Here is a 23,510-nt window from a genome sequence, read left to right as displayed (position 1 = left end):
ACGTGGTGGAACGTGAAGGTGGCCATCAGGTGCCGGCGAGTCCCGTCGTCGCAACGCCCTTGATGATCTGGCGCTGGAAGAACAGGAAGAGCAGGATCAGGGGCAGTGCCGCGAGCAGCGCCGACGCCATGTTCTGGGCGTACTGGATGCCATAGGCGCTCTTGATGGTCTGCAGTCCCACAGGGAGGGTCAGGACGGACCCGTCGTTGGTGGCGATGAACGGCCAGAGGAAGTTGTTCCACGCACCGATGAACACGAAGATTGCCACAGCAGCGAGGATGGGTCGGGACAACGGCAGGACCACCTGGAGGAAGATCCGCATGCGGCTGGCTCCGTCCATGACCGCGGCTTCCTCCAGTTCACGCGGGATCTGGTCGAAGAACTTCTTGAGCACGAACACCATGGCAGGGTGGATGACCTGCGGCAGGATGATGGCCCACGAGGTATCGATCATGTGCAGTGCCACCATTTGGTAGAACAGCGGAATGATCAGGACCGGCGGCGGAACGATGATGGACGCGATGATCACCGTCATCAGGACATTCTTGCCCCGGAAGTCGATGCGGGACAGGGCGTAGGCAACCAGCGCGGAAATGGCCAGCGTTATCACCGTGATGGCGGCGGACGTGTAGAGGGAATTCCAGGTCCAGAGCGGGATGTTGCCGTCCTGGAATACCTTGACGAACGCGTCGGCGGTAAAGCCCGACGGCGGGATCCAGCTGATCTTCGGAGCGGCGGCATCCGTCTCGCTCTTGAAGGCGGTGACCGTTGCCCAGGCGAAGGGCACCAGCCAGAGGACGGCCAGCAGCGCGGCGACTGCCAGGACCGCGATCCGGCCCGGGGTCATCCGGCGGCCGTTTCTCCGGCCGGCATACGGCGTTGCGGCGGAGGTAGCGGGGCGGGCGAGGGTTTCAGTTGCCATGGCTATGCACTCCTGCGGCGGGTGATGAGGAACTGGATGACTGAAACGGCCACGATCAGTCCGAAGAAGATGTAGGAGATGGCCGCGGAGTAGCCAAGGCGGTATCCGGTGAAGCCCGTTTCGAAGATGTACTGCACCACGGGACGGGTGGCACCGCCAGGCCCGCCGGCTGTCATTTGGTAGACCTGGTCGAAGATTTTCAGCGATGCCAGGATCTGGAGGAGCACGATCATCACGGTGGTGGGCGCCAGTTGCGGCAGGGTGATGGAGAAGAACTGCCGCCAGGCACCGGCACCATCCAGCGACGCCGCCTCATAGTGCTGTGCAGGGATGTTCTGCATCGCTGCCAGGTACAGCAGGAAGTTGAAGCCCACGGTCCACCACAATGTGGCGAGGACTATTGCCCACATCGCTACGCCCGGGTCGTTGAGCCAGGCGACTTTCGGCAGCCCGATATTGACCAGCGCGTCGTTGATCAGACCGAGCTGGGGGTTGTACATCCAAGTGAAGAACAGGGATACGACGGTGGAAGCCAGCAGGTACGGGGCAAAGTAGGAAAGCCTCCACAGCCATTGCGCCGGCAGCCCGACATTCACCAAAGCCGCCATGACCAACGCAACGACCACCAATGGCACGGTACTGATGACGGTGAAATAGAGGGTGTTGCCCAGTGAATGCCACATGTCGGAATCGGCGAGGGCCTCGGCGTAGTTGGCGAAGCCAATGACGCTGTCGTTCGCGCCGGTAAGGGACTTACCGGTCATGCTCATGTACAGCCCATAAAGGAGGGGCCAGACGAGGAAGACCAGGAAGAACGCCAGGAACGGGGCGGCGAATGCCCAGCCGTTGAGGTTGTCCCTGCTTCCTTGAGAGCGGGCGGACCTGGACCCTGCCCGGTTGGATAATCTTTGGCGGGACAGTCCGGGCAGCGATCCCGCCTGCCCCTCGCTGTCGTGTGATGTTGCTACGGAACTCATTTGGACTCCTGTGTCGCTTGGCGGTTCAAACCGGGTTGGGACGGGAAAGCAGGGTGTTGGTACGTCGCACGAAGGCATTCCAGCCGTCTGTTGCCTTGTCGCGGCCGAGGAGCACGTTCTGCACGGTCTCCGCAAAGTAGGTTTGCCAATCGGAGCCGGATCCGCTGAACCAGGCCTCCGGGTCGTAAGCGATGATGTCCGCGGCCTTGGCGTAGTGGATCTGGGGCGTGAGTTCGCGGTAGGCCTGGGACTGCACCACCGGCTGGAAGGCGGGGATATGCCCTGCCTCGGCCCACGACAGCGAGCCTTTGAGGATGTCGCTCACGAACTTGTACACGTCCCGCCGTTTTACGTCGTCGACATTCAACTGCCGGGGAAGCACGAAGGAGTGCGAGTCAGCGTAGGCCGCCGGCGTGCCGTACAGAGTGGGGATGGTGGCGGCGTCAACGGGCAGGTTTGCCTTCTTGAAGGTGGGAAGTTCCCAGACCCCGCTGAACAGCATGCCTGATCCGCCGCGTGCGAATTCTGCGATGCCGGTGCTGATATCACCGCTCTGCGCCGCGATGGTGTCATCGAAGAGCGACCTCATGAACTCCAGGGACTCAACAGCGGCCTCGTTGTCGGCAACCATTGGCTTGCCGGGAGTCAGCTCCATCTGTGCCCCGTGCTGCCGGTAGAGGGTGTAAAAGAGCCGCCACATCTGGGATCCGCTGCCAAGGTAGCCGAAGGACAAGCCGTGGGCCTGCGTCACCTTCTGCATTTCCCGGGCCATGCTGAGGAATTCTTGGGGCGACTTAGCCTCCTGCAGCAGCCCGTTGCTGCCGAGCAGTCCCGCCTTCCCGGCCACGTCACGGTTGTAAAACATGACAAAGGGATGCGAGTCCAGGGCGATGGAAAAGACTTTGCCGTTGTTCTGGCTCTTGTCCCAGATCCTCGGTGCGAAGCTTTTGTCCGTGACGCCGAATTCCGACAGCATGTCCAGGTCCCATGGGTCGATCAGGCCCCCGGGGGCATAACCCGGAACCCGGCTGGCGTGCATGATGGCCAACTGCGGCGGCCGGCCGCCGGCCGACGCCATGGCGAGCTTGGTGTAGTAGGGCGGGCCCCAGGCAAGGACGGTGGGGTGCACCTTGAACCCGGGGTTGGCGTCGTTCACCTTGCTGATCAGCGCCTGCATCTTGATGCCGTCGCCGCCTGACAAGAGATGCCAGAACTGGATATCCCTGGGAGCCGCGGCGGAAGCGTTCCCGCCGCACCCGGACAGGGTTGCCGCGGCGAACACGCTTCCCAACGCTGCGGTTCCCGACAGTAGCTGCCGCCTGGACAGTTGCCTGCCCGCGAAAAAATCAAACTGCTTCACCCGTCACTCCTTTGGATGGGTCCGCTGAAAGTCATTCCGTTGCCACAGGCCCTTGCTGCCGGATGCCCTCATTGCATGTCCTGCAGCCCTGGGTGTGACGCACGCCTCACGTTACATCGATGTAATGTGAGGCGCAACGAAAAATTGTTAGCGTTCGCCAACTGGGTTGGGGGTCTCGGTTCCAGCCGGGATGGAACTTGGCGAAGCTAGGGTGAGGTGCTCTCCCGCTCCACGATTTCGTAGTCCACGGCCACCACCCGTTGCGGCCCTTGGCGGTCGGCCATCCGTTCGGTAAGGAGGCGCAGGGCCTCTCTGGCCATGTGGCGCTTGTCGAAGGAAACGGTCGTCAGCGACGGCACCGCGTATTTCGCATCCGCGATGTCGTCGAAACCGGCGACGGCAACGTCATCGGGAACCCGCAGGCCGCGTTTCCAGAGCACACTCAGGGCACCGATGGCCATGGAATCGGTGAAGCAGAAAAGCGCCTCGGGCACCGGGTTCGAGTCAAGGTATGCGGACAGCGCCCGGGCTGCCGAGTCGGGGCTCCACTTTTCGCACGGGATGATCAACGAGTCGTCCAAGGCGATGCCGAGTTCCCCTAGTGCGGCCTGGTAGCCACGGGTCCGCAGGATGGCTGCGGCGGAGCCCCGGACTTCGGCGGTTCCCAGGACGGCGATGCGCCGCCTGCCCGTCCTGCCGAGTGCCAAGGTCATGTCCCGGGCGGCAGCGACGCTGTCCACCCACACACGGTCAGCCAGCTTCTGGGACACCTCCCCCAGCAGGACAACCGGAGGGAGGGAAACACCCACTTTGACGGCACTCTCATCCAGGACCACCGGGTTGAGGATCAGCCCGTCCACCAGGTTGGACCGGGCGCGCGACATCAGTTCATACTCGCGGGTGGGATCGGATCCCGTCTCCTCGATTTGTACGCTCCACCCCTGTTCGTGGGCTACTTCGACCACACTGTGGGCAATCTCGGCGGAATAGGGCGTGCCCAGGTCCGGCAACGCCAAAGCGATGACGCCCGACCTGCCGTTGCGCAATCCGCGCGCGGAGAGATTAGGAACGTAATCCAGTTCCGCCATGGCCTGTTCCACCCTGAACCGGGTGGGGCCGCTGACCGGGACAATTCCGTTCATGACGTTCGAAACCGTCTTTGGCGAAACCCCTGCGAGGCGCGCTACGTCCTTGACCGTTGCGCGCAAAGGCGCCCCCTTGCTCCCGGTGTGGCTTTGGTGACGATTTTACTCCGGCCCACGGAACGTCAGCGTTCGCGCTGGTGGTCCCCCGCCACGGTCTTTGCTGCTTCGACTTCAAGCATGAGCCTGCCGTCCTCTTCGACCAGGGTTGGCTGGTACACATGGGGCTTGCGTTTGTAGCTCAGGTAGGCGATGCAGCCGTTGGCGGCTGCCATCTTCTCAAGCATGATCTCGGAACCGGGAACCAGCAGTTCACCCAGGGGACGGCCCACGGTGTTCTCCTGGCCGGCCTCGTCGCCCAGCGCGCTGCTGTTCCGTTCCTGGACCACGTGCGCGGCGTTGACCCATCGGCCCCAGACACCCTTGCCGTCAAGCAGCGACGGTTCCTGGCCCAGCGGCACGGTGGCGGCAAAATACCGGGTGTCGAAACGGCGGTGGGCAAAATCAGGACTGCGCCAGTTGACCAGGGATTTGAGCAGGTCGGTGCGCAGGGAGAGGCCGCGCTTGCCCAGGACCTGGGCAAGCGTCTTCTCCTGGTCGGCGACGGCGACGCGTGCACGCATCCACTCGGACGTGGACGTGGCCTCGACGGTATTGGACATGTCCGGACCGGCCAGCAGTACGCCCGTTTCTTCGAAGAGCTCGCGGATGGCGCCCACCACGTGTCGCCGCGCCAGCCCGACGTCGGCCGTTCCCATTTGCTCAGCCCAATGCTGCGGCGACGGGCCCAGCCAACCCATGGCGTCGTCGTCGGCCGGGTCAAGGGACCCGCCGGGGAAGGCGAGGACCCCCAGCGGCGAGGAGCCGGGCCGGTAGCCCAGCCACGTTTCCAGGCCGGTGGGGGAATCCTGCAGGAGGACGACGGATGAGGCGTAGCGCGCGGCCCTGGGGGTCCGCTCGCCGTGTTCGAGCCAGCTTTGCGCTGCCCCTTCAAGATCCTGGGGAAGTGCAAAAAGGCGTCGTGCGAGGTGAGGCAAGGGAATTGTCCGGTCTTAGCTGAATTCGGCGATCAGCTCGACCTCTACGGGAGAGTCGAGCGGAAGAACGGCAACGCCGACGGCGGAACGTGCGTGCTGCCCGGCGTCACCCAGGACGCGGCCCAACAGTTCCGAGGCGCCGTTGACGACGGCGGGCTGGCCAGTGAACGAGGGATCCGAGGAGACGAATCCCACAACCTTGACGATGCGTGTGATGCGGTCCAGGTCCCCGATGACGCTCTTGACGGCGGCCAGGGCGTTGACAGCGCAGACAGCGGCATAGCGCTGGGCGTCTTCAGGGGACACGGTGGGCTCGTCCGCGAAGCCTTCCGCGCCGGCGGACACCTTGCCCGTAGCTTCGAGTTTGCCGTTAATAAACGGCAGCTGGCCCGAGGTGTAGACGTGGCTGCCGGAGACGACAGCGGGAACGTAGGAAGCCACCGGGGCGGCGACTTCCGGAAGGGTAATGCCAAGTTCCGCGAGGCGCTGCTCGACGGCGGATGCCGGCGCCGTTGCGGCGCTGGACTGGGCTTCTGCGGGCGTGCCCATGCTACTGCTTCTCCCTCTTGAGGTAGGCGACAAGGCCGTTGCCGTCAGGTCCGGGGACTACCTGGACAAGCTCCCAGCCGTCCTCTCCCCACTGGTCCAGGATCTGCTTTGTGGCGTGGATGATGAGCGGAATCGTCGCGTACTCCCATTTGATCATGAGAGAAAGCGTAGTCCTTGCCGGTAAAGTGGAAAACATGGCGACTCGCAACAACCCCTTATTCGACACTGCCACCACACTGGGTAAGATCCTTCTTTTCCTCGGTGTGAGCGCAATTTGCGGTGTCCTCGTGGCGGGCCTGCTGGTCCCTGCCGCTGCCGTCTCCGGCAGTGCTGCAAGCGGTTCCATCGACTTCTTCGACTCCCTTCCGGCGGAGCTGAAGGTCGATCCCCCGAGCCAGACCACGCGGATCCTGGCTGCGGACGGCAGCGAGATCGCCAGCGTTTACACGGAGAACCGCACCAAGGTTCCGCTGGACCAGATTTCACCGAACATGAAGAACGCCATCATCGCGGTGGAGGACAGCCGGTTCTACGAGCACGGCGGCGTGGACACCACAGGCATCCTGCGTGCGCTGGTGGCCACCGCCCGCGGCAACAAGCAGGGCGCCTCAACCATCACGCAGCAGTACGTCAACAACGTCCTCAACGCGAACCTCGCGGCCGCCGGCGAAGAGGACCAGATCAAGCTCAACGGCGTCAACAAGGGCGTGGGCGACAAGCTCCGCGAAATGAAGCTCTCCATCGCGCTCGAGAAGGAGTTCACCAAGGACCAGATCCTTGAGGGCTACCTGAACATCGTTTTCTTCAACCGTGACGCGTACGGCATTGAGGCCGCGTCCCGTTACTTCTTCAGCACCACGGCCAAGGACCTGACCCTGCCGCAGGCAGCACTCCTGGCAGGCCTGGTGAACAGCCCCTCCATGTTCGATCCCATTACCAATCCGGAAAATTCCAAGCAGCGGCGCGACCTGGTGCTGGGACTGATGCTCAACCAGGGCAAGATCACCCAGCAGGAGCACGACGCCGCCGTGGCCACGCCGGTGCAGCCCAAGGTGACCCAGCCCAAGCAGGGCTGCGCCTATGCCGCTTCTGCCCCGTACTTCTGTGACTACATCCTGCATCTGCTGGAAAACAACACGGCCTACGGAGCAGACAAGTTGGAGCGCCAGCGCCTCATCTACGGCGGCGGCCTGACCATCACCACAACCCTGGATCCCAAAGCCCAGGCCACGGCGCAGGAGCAGGCCAACGCCGCTGCCGGCGCGAACCCCGATAAGTGGGGCGCCTCCATGGTGTCGGTACAGCCCGGCACCGGCAAGATCATCTCGATGGCCCAGAACACCACATTCCTGCCCGGCCAGGGCTTCGATTCCCAGTTGAACTTCAACGTGGACAAGCTGGACAAGGATGGCAACGACCTCAATGGCATGGGCGGTGCCCAGCCCGGGTCCACCATGAAGCCGTTCACCTTTGCCGAATGGCTCAATGAAGGCAAGACCATGAACACCATGGTCAATGCAGCCCAGCGCGTCTACCCCATCGGCTACCCGTGGCGCAATACCTGCGGCAAGGTGCAGGGTGCCTACAGTACGGCCCAGAAGAACGCCGGCCTGGACGCTGCAGATGACCTGCAGAACGCGGAACCGCAGTGGTACAGGCCGCTGACCGTCCTGGAAGGCCTCTACAACTCGATCAATACCGTGACGTTCGCGTCCGCGGCGCAGCTGGACTTCTGCGGCATCCAGAAGATCGCCGACGCCGTAGGCCTGCACAGCGGTTTGCCCTCAGCCGACGGCAGCGAGGCGAATCCCAACGTGAACATGATGACCCTGGGCAACCTGCTGGGGTCCACCCAGACCTCGCCGCTGACCATGGCCAGCGCGTTTGCCACGTTCGCCAACGACGGCAAGTACTGCGAGCCCATCGCCATCACCTCGGTCACGGATGCCACGGGTAAGCAGCTGCCCGCGCAGTCCAGCAGCTGCCGGGACGCCATCAAGCCCGACGTTGCGCGCGGCGTAAATTATGCCCTCCAGGAGGTGCTGAACCGTGGTTCGGGAGCGCTGATCCAGCCGCGGATTTCGACCAAGACTTCGTTCCCGATCGGCGCCAAGACCGGTACGTCCAACAACAACGGCTCCACCTGGGTCGTGGGGCACACCACCGGCCTGGCAACCGCCGCCTGGTTCGGCGATCCGCTGGGCGCCCAGGACCGCGCGGGACAGAACATCACCGTCAATGGCAAGTTCTACCCGGGCATTGACGGCTACATGATCGCCGGGCCCATGTTCTCCAACTACATGGCCAAGATCGCTCCGGCGTACGGAACAAACCCGTTCCCGGCTGCACCGAGCAACATGATCAACGGAACCACCAGTTCCGCCCCGGCCAGGACGACGCCCCAGGCCACACAGGCTCCCGTCCCGTCCGCGCCGGCAACGCAGGCACCTGCCCCCAGCAACAACGGGAACGGCAACAATGGCAAGGGAAACGGCTAAGCGCGCATGAGCATCGATAGCCTGGCAAGCCGCGCCCGTTCAATCGGGCGCGGCTTTGCCGTCACTGCCGGTGCCGGAGCTGCTGCCGGAATGGCCGCTTTCGGATACGGCCTTTGGGAAAAGAACCAGTTTGTCCTCCGCGAGGAGACCCTGGCCATCCTCCCTCCCGGCCGCGGACCGTTCCGCGTCCTGCACCTGAGCGATATCCATTTCGTGCCGGGACAGCGGAAGAAAGCTGAATGGCTGGGGTCGCTGGCCGACCTCCGGCCGGACCTGGTGGTCAACACGGGCGATAATCTCAGCCATGTCAAGGCCGTTGACCCGCTGCTGGATGCGTTGAGGCTGCTGCTGCAGTTTCCGGGCGTGTTCGTCCCGGGTTCCAACGATTACTTTGCTCCCAGCCTGAAGAATCCTGCCTCATATCTGCTGGGACCGTCCAAGGCAAAGCCGAAACCGGTGGCCCTCGACTGGCCGCGCCTGCGCTCCGGGTTCGGCATGAGCGGCTGGGTGGACCTGACCAACCGCCACCAGTCACTGGTCCTCAATGGCATGCGCTTTGACTTCTCCGGCGTGGACGATCCCCACTTGAACCGGGAACGCTACGCCGGCTGGCCCCGCGGAACGGTCAGCCAGGACGCGAATGACCATCTCCGGATCGCGGTGATCCACGCCCCCTACCAAAGGGTGCTGGACCACTTCACGGAAGGCGGAGCGGACCTCCTGCTGGCCGGCCACACACACGGCGGCCAGCTGTGTATCCCCGGGTACGGGGCCGTCGTCGCCAACTGCGACCTTCCCACCTGGCGCGCGAAGGGGCTCAACGACTGGTCAAGCAATGGAAGCACGACGCCGGTCAACGTCTCCGGCGGCATCGGCACCTCGCGCTTTGCCCCGGTAAGGATCGCCTGCAAGCCCGAGGCGGTCCTACTGACCCTCACGGCGCGCGAGTAGCCCGCCGCATTACGGACCGCAATAAGTGGGCAAGCCCGGGGGCCATTCCGCGCTCCCTGTGAACCACCTCACGCCATGGCATAGGGTTGTTGCTAGAGGAAACTACATTCGTTTTAGAGCTTGAGAAGCGGGCATGTCCAAGCAGACTTCATTCTTTCGATCCATCAGCCGTCTTTATCCCCACGTCCGGCCCATCATCCCCCGGCTCCTGTTGGGGCTTCTCTCCGCGCTGCTGGCCAGCGTCGTGGCCCTCACCATCCCGCAGGTGCTTCGGGTGCTCGTCAACACAGCCCTCCAGCCCGGGGGCGCGCCGGAGGCCGTCTGGACCTCTGCGGGCGCCATCCTGCTGCTGGGCGCCGCCGAAGCTGTCCTGGTGGCCCTGCGCCGGCAGTTCGTCATCAACCCAGCCACCACCGTGGAAACCCGGATGCGGGTGTCCCTCTACGACCATCTGCAGGAACTGACGGTCTCCTTCCATGACCGCTGGGGCTCCGGACAGCTATTGTCCCGGGCCATGACGGACCTGAACTTCCTGCGCCGCTGGATGGCCTTCGGTGCCATCATGCTGGTGGTCACCACCCTCACCGTGGTTATCGGCATCGTGGCTATGTTCACGATGAGTTGGCAGCTTGCCCTGATCTTCCTTGCGGCGGCTGTTCCCATCACCATCAACAGCTTCCGGTTCCGGACCCGGTTCAGCAAGGTTGCCCGGCGAAGCCAGGACCAGGCCGGCGACCTTGCCACCACCGTGGAGGAATCAGTCCACGGCATCCGCGTGCTCAAGGCATTCGGCCGCAGCCGGGAGGCCCTGGAAACCTTCAACGAGCAGGCCGAGGAACTCCGCCAGACCGAGATTGCAAAGGCTCGCCACCAAGCAACATTCACCATGGTGGTCACCCTGCTTCCCGAGCTGGCCCTGGGAGCCGGGCTCGTGGTTGGCATCATGCTCTGTGCCAGCGGTCAACTGAGCATCGGAGCCTTGGTGGCGTTCTTCGCCACGGCGGCAGTCATCGCTTCCCCCGTGGAATTCTCCGGCATGCTGCTGGCCATGGCACTCACGGCGAAGACCGCCGTCGACCGCCACTATGAGGTGATGGACACGCAGAACACCATCACCAGCCCGGCCGAGCCGCGGCATCCAGGCGAACTGGCCGGTGCGCTCCATTTCAACAACGCAACCTTCGCCTTCGAGGACGCGCCGGACAAGCCCATCCTCAGGGACATCACCCTGGACATCCGGCCGGGCGAAACCATGGCCCTGGTCGGCATCACCGGCAGCGGCAAGAGCGCGCTGATCCAACTGGTGCCCCGCCTGTATGACGTCACCAGCGGCGCAATCACCATCGACGGCGTTGACATCCGCGACTTCGAAGTCGAGGAACTGCGCCGTATCGTGGCCGTGGCCTTCGAGGACACCACGCTGTTCTCCAATTCAGTGCGGGACAACGTGCTGCTCGGCGCCCCAGTCCGCACCGAAGAGGTGCTGGAGGAGGCCCTGGACGTGGCGCAGGCGCACTTCTCCTACTCCCTGCCACAGGGCGTGGATACGCTGATTGGTGAGGAAGGCCTGAGCCTGTCCGGCGGCCAACGCCAACGCATTGCCCTGGCCCGCGCCATCGCAGCCCGTCCCCGCGTCCTGGTTTTGGACGACCCCCTCTCAGCCTTGGACGTCCACACCGAGGAGTTGGTGGAAGCCCGCCTCCGCGAGGTGCTCAAGTACACCACCACGCTGATCGTGGCCCACCGGCCGTCCACCGTGGCCCTTGCCGACCGGGTGGCGCTGCTGGAGGACGGCCGCATCACCGCCGTCGGCACGCACACGGAGCTGCTGGCCAGCAACCAGCATTACCGGTATGTCATCGCAAGCCTGGACAGTGAGCCTCGGGACCTGGACTCCGAATTGTCGGCGCTTGAGGACCAGGCCGAGGAAGTGACCCGATGAGCACCGCAACGTTCGGCACTGCCAACGAAGACAACGCCCACCTCAGCAAGAGTGACAGCAGGGCAGTACGACGGCGGTCGCTCGCCTTGCTGGGGTCGCTGATCCGTCCGGTGCGGGTGCGGTTCTGGCTGACCATCGCCATGGTGGTCCTTTCACAGGCCGCACGCGTCGCGGGTCCGGCGCTCATCGCCTTCGGCATCGACCACGCGCTTCCCGCGCTCCGGACCGGCGACAACGTCCCGCTGGTGTTTACCGGCGTCGCCTACCTGCTGGCAGCCATTGCGACGGCGGGGCTCACGGCCCTCTACGTCATCTCCACGGCGCGGCTCAGCCAGGCCATGCTGCTGGATCTTCGCGTCCGCGTGTTCCGGCACACCCAGCGGCTCAGCCTGGAGTTCCACGAAAAGTACACCTCCGGCCGGATCATCGCCCGGCAGACGTCTGACCTGGAGGCGCTCCGTGAGCTCCTCGATTCGGGTGTCAGCTCCCTGGCCTCCGGAATGCTCTTCATGGCCTTTACCGCAGCCACCATCTTCGCCCTGGACTGGCGCAGCGGCCTACTGGTGCTGGCCGCCGGGGTGCCAATGTTCTTCCTGTCCCGCTGGTACCAGAAGCATTCGCAGATCGCCTTCCGCGAGTCCCGGGTGGTCTCCGCCCGGCTGATCGTGCATTTCGTGGAGACCATGACTGGCATCCGAGCGGTGAAGGCTTTCCGCAAGGAGAAGGAGAACTCGGAGACGTACGGGAAACTTGCCGAGGATTACCGGCTGGTCACCGTCCGCTCCATCAACCTCAACGGCATTTTCCAGCCGGGCCTGGTGCTGATAGGCAACGTCTGCGTGGCTGTGGTCCTGCTCGTTGGCGGGTTCCGGGTGCTGGGAGGCGGCTTGGCCGTGGGCGTGCTCCTGGCCCTCATCCTCTCCACCAAGCGGTTCTTCCAGCCGGTGGACCAGATGGCCATGTTCTACAACTCCTTCCAGAGCGCCCAGGCCGCCCTTGAAAAGGTCTCCGGCCTCCTCGAAGAGGTGCCCACGGTCCTTCCGCCGAAGAACCCGGTCTCACTGCCCGCCGCCAAGGGCAGTGTCGACTTCAACGATGTCGAATTCCGTTACGGCGACGGCCCCCTGGTGGTACCCCGCCTGGACCTGCACATCCCGGCCGGCCAGACCGTGGCGCTGGTGGGTCAGACCGGCGCCGGGAAATCCACCCTGGCCAAACTCATCGCCCGGTTCTACGACGTCACCTCGGGCACCCTCACCCTTGACGGGGTGGACCTCCGCGAACTGGCCACCGCCGACCTCCGCCGGAATATTGTCATGGTCACCCAGGAGGCGTTCCTGTTCAGCGGCTCGGTGGCGGACAATATCGCCCTGGGCCGGCCGGAAGCGTCACGTGACGAAATCGAAGAAGCCGCCAAGGCGGTGGGGGCACATGATTTCATCCTGGAGCTCCCCGAGGGCTACGACACGGACGTCAACAAGCGCGGCGGCAGGGTTTCCTCCGGCCAGCGGCAGCTGATCAGCTTTGCCAGGGCGTTCCTGGCCCGTCCTGCCGTGCTGATCCTGGACGAGGCCACCTCCTCGCTGGACATCCCGTCCGAGCGGCTGGTGCAGGCCGGGCTGGCCCGCCTGCTGGCCGGGACGGAATCGGCACGGAGGACTGCACTGATCATCGCCCACCGCCTGTCCACGGTGGAGACGGCGGACCGGGTCCTGGTGGTGCATGACGGACGGATCGTGGAGGACGGCACGCCCGAGGAACTGATCGGCGGCGGCGGACGCTTCGCGGATCTGCACGGCGCGTGGAAAGACTCCCTGGTCTGAGCCCGGGACCGGGGTTCACGATTTCGCATCGGGACCCTGGATCGGCTATCCTTGTAAAGTTGCTTTTGCAGCGGATCGGGATGTAGCGCAGCTTGGTAGCGCGCTTCGTTCGGGACGAAGAGGTCGCAGGTTCAAATCCTGTCATCCCGACCATAAAGAAAAGAGGGTCTCCTTGCGGAGGCCCTCTTTTTGCATCTCGATCCGGTCACGGGCGTCGTCCTGGAAGTTAAAGGGAGTGGCCCCGGAGCTGACGCTCCGGGGCCACCCTCGCCTCCTGTTGTGAGGAAGCTTTTTATGCGGGATCAGGCCAGTTGCCGATATAAGTGGTGACGGTGGAGTCGGTGGTAGTGGTCTTCTTGTCCTTCTTCACCTTGGTTGAGGCGGGGTCAGGCCAGTTACCGATAGCTACCGACGTACCCGAGTTATCGGCGATGGAACCTGCAGACAGGACGGCCGGGGCCGCCGCGGAAAAAGCCAGGGCCCCAGCCAAGGCAGCCGCGGTTGCGATCTTCTTCAACATATAAGTTCCTCAATACGAGTCGGATTCGTTACAAAGCCAGCACTGTCCTTGTTGACACACATTGTAAAATATTTTCCACAGGGGCTGTCAAGCACTAGACGCCCCAGCTGTCCAGAAGGAGGAAACGCGTGGGCAACGGATTCGGAGAAAAGCTCCGGGCGGAGCGCCTTGAGCGTGGACTGACACAGGCCGAACTGGGCAAGGACCTGTATTCACCCAGCTACATCTCTTTGCTCGAGACTGGTCGGCGTGAACCGACGGCTGAAGTGATTGAGGAATTGGCCCGGAGGCTTGAGCTGGCACCCAAGGCACTGGAGGCTTGGAGCCAGCCAATTTCCGTCAGCGATGCTGAGTACGTGCTGGCAGGGCTGTACGCCCGCCAGGCTTGGGACTTACGCGATTACCCTCTGGCTGCAAGCCATGCGGCATCGGCTGCTCAGATTGCGCTTGAGGGCAAGAACACCAGTGCTTGGTGGAATATGACGTATATGCAGGCTGAGTGCCTCATGAAACAGGGCGACCTGCAGGAGTGCCAAAAGATAATTGAGCGCCTCCTTGAGCACCCTATGGCCAGGGAGTCAGTCGGCCTCGGCGTTCGCGCCCGCCAAATGCTGGCTGCGGTGTGCCACGGTCAGGGCCAGCTGGCCCTCGCTGTAGAGCACGCGCTCGAAGCTGTAAAGCTTTCTGTCAACCTGCCCAGAGGTTCCACGGTTCTCATCGGTGCTCACCGGATCCTAATTGGCGCCCTAGCCGAAAGTGGCCGGTTGGATGAAGCCTGGAAGTACTGCCAGGCTCTTCTCGACCAAGTGGACGAGCATTCCATGTCCCAACTCGCCGGCGAGGTCGCCTGGGTTGTCGGCAATGTGGCGTTCATGCGGCACGACTACACCGAAGGCGTCAAACACCACGAGCGGGCAGCACGGCTGCTCTCCCCTGCGAACGACATCGAACTGTGGGCACGTTTCAACAAAGCGTCTGCTGCCGTTCGGCTTTCGTCGGGCATCGTCGAGCCAGAGACGCTGGCCGCTATCGAACGCGCAGAGCTGGCCTTCTCGATTGTCGGTGGAACCAAGAGCGACGAACTGGAGGTCGCCTTCATCCGCGCCCGGTGGCTCTACTTGACCGGGGACATCGTCGCCGCCGTCGAAAAACTCCGCGAAATCCATGCCGAACGCGACGCACTCGGCAAGCACACGGCGGGTGAAGTTTCACTGCTGCTTGGCAAGTCCCTCAAGGCCTCTGGAGAAACCGAGGAGGCACTCGTGCACCTCGAGGAAGCCCGGAAGGCCTTCGCCGCAGCCGGCGCCCAGGACCGAGTCCAGCAGGCTCTGGACGCGATCCTCGAAATCAAGCTGGCACAAAATCGCGCAGCAGCCGCCAAGGCCAGTTAACGAAAGCCGGTCAACCAAAAGCCATGTAAACCCACGCATCGCGGACTTACCTGGCTTCCCTCACAGCTTCAGGAAGTCACAGCTTCAGGAAAAGCTCTTCCCCGTAATCTTCTCGTAGGCCTCGACGTATCGGCTGCGGGTACGCGCCACCACATCCGCGGGCAGCGCCGGCGGTGGCGTATCGGAGGACCTGTCCCAGCCGGACTCGGCCGAGGTCAGCCAGTCCCGCACATACTGCTTGTCATAGGAAGGCTGGGCCTGGCCCGGCTTGTAGGTGGCAGCGTCCCAGAAACGCGAGGAATCGGGGGTCAGCACCTCGTCGCCCAGGGTGATTGACCCGGACACTGCGTCATACCCGAATTCCACCTTGGTGTCCGCCAGGATGATGCCGCGCTCCCGGGCGATCTTTTCCGCCGTCGTGTAGATCTTCAGCGTCAGCTCGCTCAGGCGGCCGGCGATGTCGTCCCCCACCAGGGCCACCACGGCGTCGTAGGTGATGTTCTCATCGTGTTCGCCAATCAGGGCCTTGGCAGACGGCGTGAAGATGGCGTGCTCCAGCCGCGATCCGTCCACCAGCCCTTCCGGCAGCGGGACGTTGCATACTGTGCCGGAGGCGTTGTATTCCAGAAGTCCGGAACCCGTGAGGTAGCCGCGTGCGATGCATTCCACCGGGAACATGTCCAGCTTTTTGCAGATCATCGCCCGGCCTTCGACCTCGGCCGGCACGCCGTCCTCCACGGTGGAACCGAGCACGTGGTGTTCAACGCCCAGCTGGTCGAACCACCAGAGGCTCAACTGGGTGAGGATGCGTCCCTTGTCCGGAATTTCGCTGGACAGCACGTGGTCGTAGGCGCTGATGCGGTCGCTGGCCACCACCAGCACGCAGTCCTGGCCAACGCGCTGCAGGACGGAGTCATCGGCGGGCTCGTAGAGGTCACGCACCTTCCCCGAGTAGACGTGCGTCCAACCAGGCAGGTCCAGGGTCTCGGTGGCGTAGCCACGGTTCTCTGAAGTGTCAGTCATGTCAGGCCTTTGCTTTCACGATGGGCATAGAGCCGGTGGCACCGTACGGAACCTTAATTTCCCCGCGGGCCGCCTTGCGGGCGATGTCCGTGCGGAACTGCGAGCCTTCCAGCTGGACCAGCTCGACGCCGTCGTACGCTCTCTCGCGCGCCTCCACCAGATCACTGCCCAGGGCCACCACGGCCAGGACACGACCGCCGGCGGAAACCACCTTGCCTTCCTCATCCAGGGCGGTTCCCGCGTGGATGACGTGCACGCCGTCGAGGGCTTCGACCTTCTTGAGCCCTCGGATGCGGTCACCGGTGCGCGGCTTGTCCGGGTAATTTTCCGAGGCAATCACGACGGCGACAGCGGCTTCCTTGGACCACCGCAACTCATCTGCATTGTCCAGTTCGCCCTTGGCGGCTGCCATCAGCAGCGCACCGAAGGGGGTCTTGAGCCGCGCAAGGACTGCCTGCGTTTCGGGGTCACCGAAACGGACGTTGAATTCGATCACCCGGGTGCCGCGCGAGGTGAGGGCGAGGCCAACGAACAGGACGCCGACGAACGGGGTGCCACGGCGGGCCATCTCGTTGACAGTGGGCTGGGCCACGCGGTCCAGGACCTCCTGCACCAGGCCTTCCGGGGCCCACTCCAGCGGGGTGTAGGCGCCCATGCCGCCGGTGTTGGGGCCTTCGTCGTTATCGAAGATGCGCTTGAAATCCTGGGCGGGCGAGAGCGCCAGGGTGTTCTGGCCGTCGCAGAGCACAAAGAGGGAAACCTCAGGCCCGTCCAGGAACTCCTCGATGACCACCGAGCCGCCGGCGTCGAAGCAGGACTGTGCGTGGGCCAGGGCTTCGTCGCGGTTCCTGGTGACCACCACGCCCTTGCCGGCGGCCAGGCCGTCGTCCTTCACAACGTAGGGAGCGCCAAAGGTGTCCAGTGCCGAGGCGGCTTCCTCGGCATTGGTTGCCACCATGGCCATGGCGGTAGGGACGCCGGCCTCGGCCATGACCTCCTTGGCAAAAGCCTTCGAGGCCTCCAACTGGGCCGCTGCCTTGCTGGGCCCGAAGACGGGGATGCCGGCTTCCCGCACGGCGTCGGAAACACCGGCGGCCAGCGGAGCCTCGGGGCCCACCACCACCAGGTCCACGGTGAGCCGGGTGGCCAGCTCCGCAACCGATTGGGGATCGTTGCCGTTGATGTCATGTGTGGGGACCAGCTTGCTGATGCCGGCATTGCCGGGCGCCGCGTGGACTTCGGACACGTTGGGGTCGGCAAGCAGGGAGCGGACAATGGCGTGTTCGCGGCCTCCGGGGCCAATGACGAGTACCTTCACAGTGTCCAAGGGTACTTTGTGCACCCTTCCCGCTCCTAAGGTGTGTCCTTCCCCGGCTGCCCGGTCAATCCGGACTCCCGGCCGCTCCGAACCATAGACATGACAAAGCTCCGGAACCGGATTACTGGCCCAGCCGCCATGGCCGCACTGGCAGGCGTGGTGGCGGCCGCCGTCGTACTTGCCGTTGCGGAGCTGATTGGCGCATTCTTCACCGCCAGGGCAACCCCCCTGTTCGCCCTGGGGTCCACCTTCATCGATTTCACGCCGCCCGGCCTGAAAGACTTTGCGATCGCCACCTTCGGCACCAATGACAAGACCGCCCTGTTCGTGGGCATGGGACTGACCATCGCGGTGCTGGCCTGTGTCCTGGGAGTGGTGGCCTACCGGAAGTGGGCGCTGGGGGTCTTGGGGGTCCTGTTCATGGGAGCCGTAATCGTGGCCTGCGTGGTGACCCGCGCAGGCGTCAGCGGTGCGGACGCCATCCCCTCTGTGCTGGGAACCGTAGCCGGACTGGTGGTCCTCCGCCTCCTGTTGGTGCCGTTGTGGGGGCTGAAGGCGTGGCCCGAGGCGCCGGCGGACCAAGCGGCCGACGACGACGCCCGGCTACGCGGCGAAGGCACCAGCCGCCGTCGTTTCTTTGCTGCTGCCGGAATTACCGCCGTGGGCGCAGGCATCGCTGCCACGGGCGGCCGTCTGCTGGGCGCAGCGCGCAGCAATGTGGCCCGGGCCCGGGAAGCCCTTCGCCTGCCGTCGCCGGCAAAGGCAGCAGCCGCAGTGCCGCCCGGAGTTCAATCTCCGGTATCAGGCGTTGGCCCCTGGCTGACACCAAACGGCGAGTTCTACCGCATCGACACGGCCCTGAGCGTGCCGGAGATCAACGTAGATGATTGGGAACTGCGCGTGCATGGACTCGTGGAGAACGAAGTGACCCTCACGTTCCAGGACCTGCTCGACGCCAACCTGATCGAATCGCATGTGACCCTCACTTGCGTCTCCAATCCCGTAGGCGGCAATCTCGCCGGAAACGCCAAATGGCTGGGCCTTCCCATCCGCGAGGTCCTGGCCCGGGCCAAGCCCAAGGACGGGGCGGACATGGTCCTCTCAAAGTCCATTGACGGCTTCACCGCCTCCACTCCCCTGGAAGTCCTGCAGGACGGCCGGGACGCCATGCTGGCCGTCGGCATGAACGGTGAGCCGCTGCCGCTGGAGCACGGCTATCCGGTGCGGATGGTGGTTCCGGGCCTTTACGGGTTCGTCTCCGCCACCAAGTGGGTGGTGGACCTGGAGGTCACCCGCTTTGCCGACAACAAGGCTTACTGGACCAACCGCGGCTGGTCCGAGCGCGGCCCCATCAAGACCATGGCGCGCGTGGAGGTGCCCAAGTCCTTCGCCAAGGTTCCTGCCGGCAAGGTGGCCGTGGGTGGAACCGCCTGGGCACAGACACGGGGCATCGCCAAGGTGGAGATCCAGATCGATAACGGGAATTGGGTGGAAACTACCCTTTCGACCGAGGCCTCCACCATCACCTGGCGCCAGTGGTCCTACGAATGGGACGCAACGCCCGGACCCCATTACATCAAGGTCCGCGCCACCGACGGCACCGGCGAAGTGCAGACGGACCAGCGCGCCGACCCGGTTCCTGACGGCGCATCGGGCTGGCAATCGGTAATGGTCACCGTGCAATAGGAAGGCCAGACCGCGCCACCCCGCTGGCCGGCATCCGTGGGGCTGGCCCATAGACTGGCAATATGCCGCACAACCCGCATGCCACCTTCACCGTGGACTCCGCCGTCGAACTGGCCGTGATCGAACGCAGCGGCTTTGTGGAGTCGCGGCACATCGGTTCGGCCGTCCTCCTGTCCGCCGACGGTTCTGTGGTCACCGAGCTGGGCGACATCAACACGCCCATTTACGCCCGGTCCACCCTGAAGCCGTTCCAGGCGCTGGCAGCCATGCAGTCCGGGGTTCCGCTGCGGGGCGCCCAGGTGGCCATAGCGTGCGGAAGCCATACGGGATCCCTGGATCACATGGATGTGGTGGCGGGCATGCTCAAGGCGGCCGGAGTCCGTGAAGACCAGCTGCAGTGTCCTGAAGCCTGGCCACAGGATGAAGCCGCGCGGAACTGGCTGGTGCGCTCGGAAAAGGGAAAGTCACGGCTGGCTTACAACTGTTCCGGGAAGCACGCGGCGTTCCTTTGGGCCTGCACCGAGAACGGGTGGGACACGCACAGCTACCTTGAGCCGAACCACCCCCTGCAGCAGCGGGTCCGGAGCGTCATCGAGGAATACACGGATGAGAAGATCGCGCACCTGGGAATCGACGGCTGCGGCGCCCCCGTTGCGGCTGTTTCCCTCAAGGGCCTGGCCCGGGCTTACTCCCAGCTGGCCAAGGCTCCGGGCGATCAGAGCTTCAGCGCCAGGGCCGCCACCATTGCCACTTCAATGCTCGACTACCCGTGGGCCGTCCAGGGCCGCGGTGAAGCCAACACCCTGGTGATGGATGAGCTGGAGATCATCGCCAAAATCGGGGCTGAGGGGGTCCTGGCCATGGCCACGCCGCAGGGCGTTTCCGTGGCCGTCAAGATCCTTGACGGAAACGTCAGGGCCACCTCGCTGGTGGCCCTGACTTTGCTCGCCGCGGCGGGCGCCGTGGAGATCCCGGGCGTTGCCAGCGCCCTGGAAAAGGTGGTGGAACCCGTGCTTGGCGGCGGCCGACCCGTGGGCAAGATCCGGCTGGGGCCGGCGGTTTCCGCGCTCCTGGACTGATCCCCTGTCCTGAACGAGAACCCAAAGGAAGACTGAAAGCATGGCCGTAGCCCGCCGCCGTATTGACGTCCAGGAAGGCAAGGCAGCACTGAAGGCATGGCTGGAAGGTGCGCAATCACCGTCGGACGCTCCCCTGCCGCGGACCGTCCTGGCCACGGCCGTGCGGTATTCGTTGGAGGAGCTGACGGCGCGTGCGCCGGGCAACTCGGTGGAGGTGCGCGTGCCGCCGTTTGGCGTCACCCAGTGCGTGGAGGGCCCGCGGCACACGCGCGGCACCCCGCCCAACGTGATTGAGTGCGACGCCGCCACCTGGCTTGAGATGGTGACGGGGCAGATGGCGTGGGCGGACGCAGTCGCTGCCGGGAAGGTGGCGGCTTCCGGCCTGCGCGCGGACCTCTCGGCCCTGCTCCCCCTATAGCCCCCTGCCGTTCCAGCGGAGCGTCAGCCGCGGCCGATGAAGGGCATGCCCGCCGCGGTGACCACCACTGAACCCACGCTGGCCGAGGCGGGCATGTTGGCCATCATCAGTACCGCACGCGCCGCGTCCGCCACCGGGAACATCGGTTCGATCTTCCGGCTGCCGTCCGCCTGCAGGGCGCCGGAGCCAACCCCGATGGTGTCCATGATTTCGGTGGCTGTGTTGCCGATATCGATCTGCCCGCAGGTGATGCCATAGCCTCGGCCGTCCAGCTCGATGCTCTTGGTCAGGCCGGTCATGGCGTGCTTGGTGACCGTGTACGCCACGGTTCGGGGGCGGGGCGAATGGGCCGAGATGGAGCCGTTGTTGATGATCCGGCCGCCCTGCGGCCCCTGCGCCTTCATAGTCCGGACGGCGGCCGCGGCGCACAGCATGGACCCGGTGAGGTTCACGGCCAGCGTGGCGTTCCAGTCATCCAGGCTGATCTCGTCCACACCGGCTGCCGGACCGAAGACACCGGCGTTGTTGAACAGCACGTCCACGCGTCCCCACTGTTGGCGGGCAGCTTCGAAGAGGCGTTCGACGTCGGCGGCCCGGGTGACGTCGCACGGCACCACGAGCGCGTCCGGGTGGCCTTGGGCCGTTTCAGTGAGCAGTTCTTGCCGGCGGCCTGCAAGGACCACGCGGTAGCCCTCGGCCAGCATCTGCCGGGCAACCTCGCGGCCGATCCCGGAGCCGGCGCCGGTGACGACAGCGACTTTCCGGTTCTCCTCAGAGGTGTTCATCGCGTTCTCCCCGCCTGGTCCGGTCATAATTGCATCGTACGTCCTCGGCTCCCTAGTCTCGAATAGCAAAACTGTTTTCTCACCATACGAAAACAGGTGCCTATACATTCAAAGATGAAAAGAGGCTGCCGTGGCTGCAGGAGAAGAGACCTCCCATATCCTCAGCGGGTTGACTAACCAGCTGCCTGATCGTGATCCGGAAGAGACTGCCGAGTGGGTTGAGTCCCTGGATGCGTTGATCAGGGAACAGGGCACCGAGCGTGCCCAATACATCATGCGCAGCCTGCTGCAGCGTGCGGGCGCGCAGAGCGTCGGGGTGCCGATGGTGACCACTACCGATTACGTGAACACGATCCCGGTGGACCAGGAAGCACCGTTCCCGGGTAACGAGGAGTACGAGCGCCGGTACCGGGCGTACATGCGGTGGAACGCCGCGGTCATGGTGCACCGGGCGCAGCGGCCCGATATCGGGGTCGGCGGGCACATCTCGACCTACGCAGGTGCCGCGACGCTGTACGAGGTCGGGTTCAACCACTTCTTCCGTGGCAAGGATGCCCCCGGCGGCGGGGACCAGGTCTTCTTCCAGGGCCACGCCTCCCCGGGCATGTACGCCAGGGCGTTCATGGAAGGACGGCTCTCCGAGGAGGACCTGGACGGGTTCCGGCAGGAAAAGTCCCGCGCCGGGCATGCCCTGTCCTCCTACCCGCACCCGCGCCTGATGCCGGAGTTCTGGGAATTCCCCACCGTGTCCATGGGCATCGGGCCGATGAACGCGATCTACCAGGCGCAGAACAACCGGTACCTGCACAACCGGGGCCTGAAAGACACCAGTGACCAGCAGGTCTGGGCGTTCCTGGGCGACGGGGAAATGGACGAACCCGAATCCCGCGGCCTGCTCCAGCTCGCCGCGAACGAGAACCTGGACAACCTGAACTTCGTGATCAACTGCAACCTCCAGCGCCTCGACGGGCCGGTGCGCGGCAACGGGAAGATCATGCAGGAACTCGAAGCGTTCTTCCGCGGCGCGGGCTGGAACGTGATCAAGGTCGTCTGGGGCCGGGAATGGGATGACCTGCTCACCCGCGACACCGACGGCTCGCTCGTGAAAATCATGAACGAAACCGTCGATGGGGACTACCAGACCTACAAGGCCGAATCCGGCGGGTTCGTCCGCGAACACTTCTTCGGCAAGACCCCGCAGACCAAGGACCTCGTCGCGGACCTCACCGATGATCAGATCTGGACCCTCAAACGCGGCGGCCACGACTACCGCAAGGTCTACGCCGCGTACAAGGCAGCGACCGAATTCAAGGGCAAACCCACCGTCATCCTCGCCCACACCGTCAAGGGCTACGGCCTCGGACCGCACTTCGAGGGCCGCAACGCGACCCACCAGATGAAGAAACTCACCCTCGATGACCTGAAGAAGTTCCGCGACCACCTCCGGATCCCCGTCACCGACGAACAGCTGGAGAAAGACACCTACCAGCCCCCGTACTACCACCCCGGCACCGACGCCCCGGAAATCAAATACATGATGGAACGCCGCGCCGCCCTGGGCGGGTCCGTCCCCGAACGCCGGAACACCCACACCGACATCGTGNCACCATGGCCTTCGTCCGGCTCCTGAAAGACCTGATGCGGGACAAGGGCTTCGGCAAACACATCGCCCCGATCATCCCCGACGAAGCCCGGACCTTCGGGATGGACGCGTTCTTCCCCACCGCGAAGATCTACAACCCCAAAGGCCAGAACTACCTCTCCGTGGACCGCGACCTCGTCCTGGCCTACAAGGAATCCCCCGCCGGGCAACTGATCCACCCCGGCATCAACGAAGCCGGCGCCGTGGCAGCATTCACCGCCGCCGGGACCTCCTACACCACCCACGGCATCCCCCTGGTCCCGGTCTACGTGTTCTACTCCATGTTCGGCTTCCAACGCACCGGCGACGCGTTCTGGGCAGCAGCAGACCAAATGACCCGCGGGTTCATCATCGGCGCCACCGCAGGCCGGACCACCCTCACCGGCGAAGGCCTCCAACACGCCGACGGCCACTCCCCCCTGCTGGCCTCCACCAACCCCGCCGTCC

19 protein-coding genes, 1 tRNA gene and 1 pseudogene are annotated in these 23,510 nt (G+C 64.5%); 10 read left to right on the top strand and 11 right to left on the bottom strand.

Annotated features, from left to right (window positions below; genetic code table 11):
* Positions 1-25: 25 nt before the first annotated feature.
* From IEW19_RS02055 to sp36, 7 genes are all read right to left on the bottom strand, one after another.
* Positions 26-922 carry a carbohydrate ABC transporter permease gene (locus IEW19_RS02055; protein ID WP_188570039.1) on the bottom strand — a complete coding sequence of 299 codons (897 nt, stop codon included), beginning with the start codon at positions 920-922 and terminating at the stop codon, positions 26-28.
* Between the two features lie 2 nt (positions 923-924).
* Positions 925-1,899 (bottom strand): carbohydrate ABC transporter permease, encoded by a 975-nt coding sequence (locus tag IEW19_RS02050; protein ID WP_188570038.1) that lies wholly within the window; start codon positions 1,897-1,899, stop codon positions 925-927.
* Positions 1,900-1,924: 25 nt separating this feature from the next.
* Positions 1,925-3,259, bottom strand: coding sequence for an extracellular solute-binding protein (locus IEW19_RS02045; RefSeq protein WP_188570037.1), 1,335 nt, complete (start codon positions 3,257-3,259; stop codon positions 1,925-1,927).
* A 206-nt stretch (positions 3,260-3,465) separates the two neighbouring features.
* The gene (locus tag IEW19_RS02040) at positions 3,466-4,467 is read right to left on the bottom strand and encodes a LacI family DNA-binding transcriptional regulator (protein ID WP_188570036.1); all 1,002 of its coding nucleotides are present in this window, start codon (positions 4,465-4,467) and stop codon (positions 3,466-3,468) included.
* A 59-nt stretch (positions 4,468-4,526) separates the two neighbouring features.
* Positions 4,527-5,438: an NUDIX hydrolase gene (locus IEW19_RS02035; RefSeq protein ID WP_188570035.1), complete on the bottom strand. Its 912-nt coding sequence runs from the start codon at positions 5,436-5,438 to the stop codon at positions 4,527-4,529.
* A gap of 15 nt (positions 5,439-5,453) precedes the next feature.
* Complete coding sequence (locus IEW19_RS02030; protein ID WP_188570034.1) at positions 5,454-5,987, bottom strand: RidA family protein; 534 nt, start codon at positions 5,985-5,987, stop codon at positions 5,454-5,456.
* Between the two features lies 1 nt (position 5,988).
* Complete coding sequence (gene sp36, locus IEW19_RS02025; RefSeq protein ID WP_188570033.1) at positions 5,989-6,144, bottom strand: Sp36 family protein; 156 nt, start codon at positions 6,142-6,144, stop codon at positions 5,989-5,991.
* 37 nt (positions 6,145-6,181) lie between these two features.
* Between sp36 and IEW19_RS02020 the strand changes: the two genes are divergently transcribed.
* The 5 genes from IEW19_RS02020 to IEW19_RS02000 all read left to right on the top strand — a co-directional run bounded on the left by IEW19_RS02020 (position 6,182) and on the right by IEW19_RS02000 (position 13,354).
* The gene (locus tag IEW19_RS02020; protein ID WP_188570032.1) at positions 6,182-8,485 is read left to right on the top strand and encodes a transglycosylase domain-containing protein; all 2,304 of its coding nucleotides are present in this window, start codon (positions 6,182-6,184) and stop codon (positions 8,483-8,485) included.
* Positions 8,486-8,491: 6 nt separating this feature from the next.
* Positions 8,492-9,436 (top strand): metallophosphoesterase, encoded by a 945-nt coding sequence (locus tag IEW19_RS02015; RefSeq protein ID WP_188570031.1) that lies wholly within the window; start codon positions 8,492-8,494, stop codon positions 9,434-9,436.
* A gap of 133 nt (positions 9,437-9,569) precedes the next feature.
* Positions 9,570-11,378 carry an ABC transporter ATP-binding protein gene (locus IEW19_RS02010; protein ID WP_188570030.1) on the top strand — a complete coding sequence of 603 codons (1,809 nt, stop codon included), beginning with the start codon at positions 9,570-9,572 and terminating at the stop codon, positions 11,376-11,378.
* A complete protein-coding gene (locus IEW19_RS02005) occupies positions 11,375-13,201 on the top strand; it encodes an ABC transporter ATP-binding protein (RefSeq protein WP_188570029.1) in 1,827 nt (608 codons plus the stop codon). Before IEW19_RS02010 ends, IEW19_RS02005 begins: the two co-directional genes overlap by 4 nt.
* 76 nt (positions 13,202-13,277) lie before the next feature.
* Positions 13,278-13,354, top strand: a tRNA-Pro gene (locus tag IEW19_RS02000).
* Between the two features lie 139 nt (positions 13,355-13,493).
* Here IEW19_RS02000 and IEW19_RS01995 read toward each other — a convergent pair.
* Positions 13,494-13,721 carry a hypothetical protein gene (locus IEW19_RS01995; RefSeq protein ID WP_188570028.1) on the bottom strand — a complete coding sequence of 76 codons (228 nt, stop codon included), beginning with the start codon at positions 13,719-13,721 and terminating at the stop codon, positions 13,494-13,496.
* A 128-nt stretch (positions 13,722-13,849) separates the two neighbouring features.
* On the opposite strand from IEW19_RS01995, the gene IEW19_RS01990 reads away from it, so the two are divergent.
* A complete protein-coding gene (locus IEW19_RS01990; RefSeq protein WP_188570027.1) occupies positions 13,850-15,112 on the top strand; it encodes a helix-turn-helix domain-containing protein in 1,263 nt (420 codons plus the stop codon).
* Positions 15,113-15,196: 84 nt separating this feature from the next.
* On the opposite strand, the gene IEW19_RS01985 is transcribed toward IEW19_RS01990, so the two are convergent.
* Both IEW19_RS01985 and purD read right to left on the bottom strand, forming a co-directional pair.
* Positions 15,197-16,135, bottom strand: a complete 939-nt coding sequence (locus tag IEW19_RS01985) for a phosphoribosylaminoimidazolesuccinocarboxamide synthase (protein WP_188570026.1) — start codon at positions 16,133-16,135, stop codon at positions 15,197-15,199.
* A 1-nt stretch (position 16,136) separates the two neighbouring features.
* Positions 16,137-17,453 (bottom strand): phosphoribosylamine--glycine ligase, encoded by a 1,317-nt coding sequence (gene purD, locus IEW19_RS01980; protein WP_188570362.1) that lies wholly within the window; start codon positions 17,451-17,453, stop codon positions 16,137-16,139.
* A gap of 99 nt (positions 17,454-17,552) precedes the next feature.
* On the opposite strand from purD, the gene IEW19_RS01975 reads away from it, so the two are divergent.
* The 3 genes from IEW19_RS01975 (at position 17,553) to IEW19_RS01965 (ending at position 20,636) form a co-directional block, all read left to right on the top strand.
* The gene (locus tag IEW19_RS01975) at positions 17,553-19,139 is read left to right on the top strand and encodes a molybdopterin-dependent oxidoreductase (RefSeq protein ID WP_188570025.1); all 1,587 of its coding nucleotides are present in this window, start codon (positions 17,553-17,555) and stop codon (positions 19,137-19,139) included.
* Between the two features lie 62 nt (positions 19,140-19,201).
* Positions 19,202-20,218, top strand: coding sequence for an asparaginase (locus IEW19_RS01970; RefSeq protein WP_188570024.1), 1,017 nt, complete (start codon positions 19,202-19,204; stop codon positions 20,216-20,218).
* Positions 20,219-20,258: 40 nt separating this feature from the next.
* Positions 20,259-20,636, top strand: coding sequence for a sterol carrier family protein (locus IEW19_RS01965; protein ID WP_188570023.1), 378 nt, complete (start codon positions 20,259-20,261; stop codon positions 20,634-20,636).
* Positions 20,637-20,659: 23 nt separating this feature from the next.
* Here the strand turns inward: IEW19_RS01965 and IEW19_RS01960 are convergent, their stop codons facing one another.
* Positions 20,660-21,448: an SDR family oxidoreductase gene (locus tag IEW19_RS01960; protein WP_373283549.1), complete on the bottom strand. Its 789-nt coding sequence runs from the start codon at positions 21,446-21,448 to the stop codon at positions 20,660-20,662.
* A gap of 103 nt (positions 21,449-21,551) precedes the next feature.
* On the opposite strand from IEW19_RS01960, the pseudogene aceE reads away from it, so the two are divergent.
* Positions 21,552-23,510: pseudogene (aceE, locus tag IEW19_RS01955) on the top strand (pyruvate dehydrogenase (acetyl-transferring), homodimeric type); the annotation flags it as partial.

This window comes from Arthrobacter liuii, assembly GCF_014639275.1.
Lineage (GTDB): Bacteria > Actinomycetota > Actinomycetes > Actinomycetales > Micrococcaceae > Arthrobacter > Arthrobacter liuii.
This window is presented reverse-complemented; position numbering and strand designations above follow the sequence as displayed.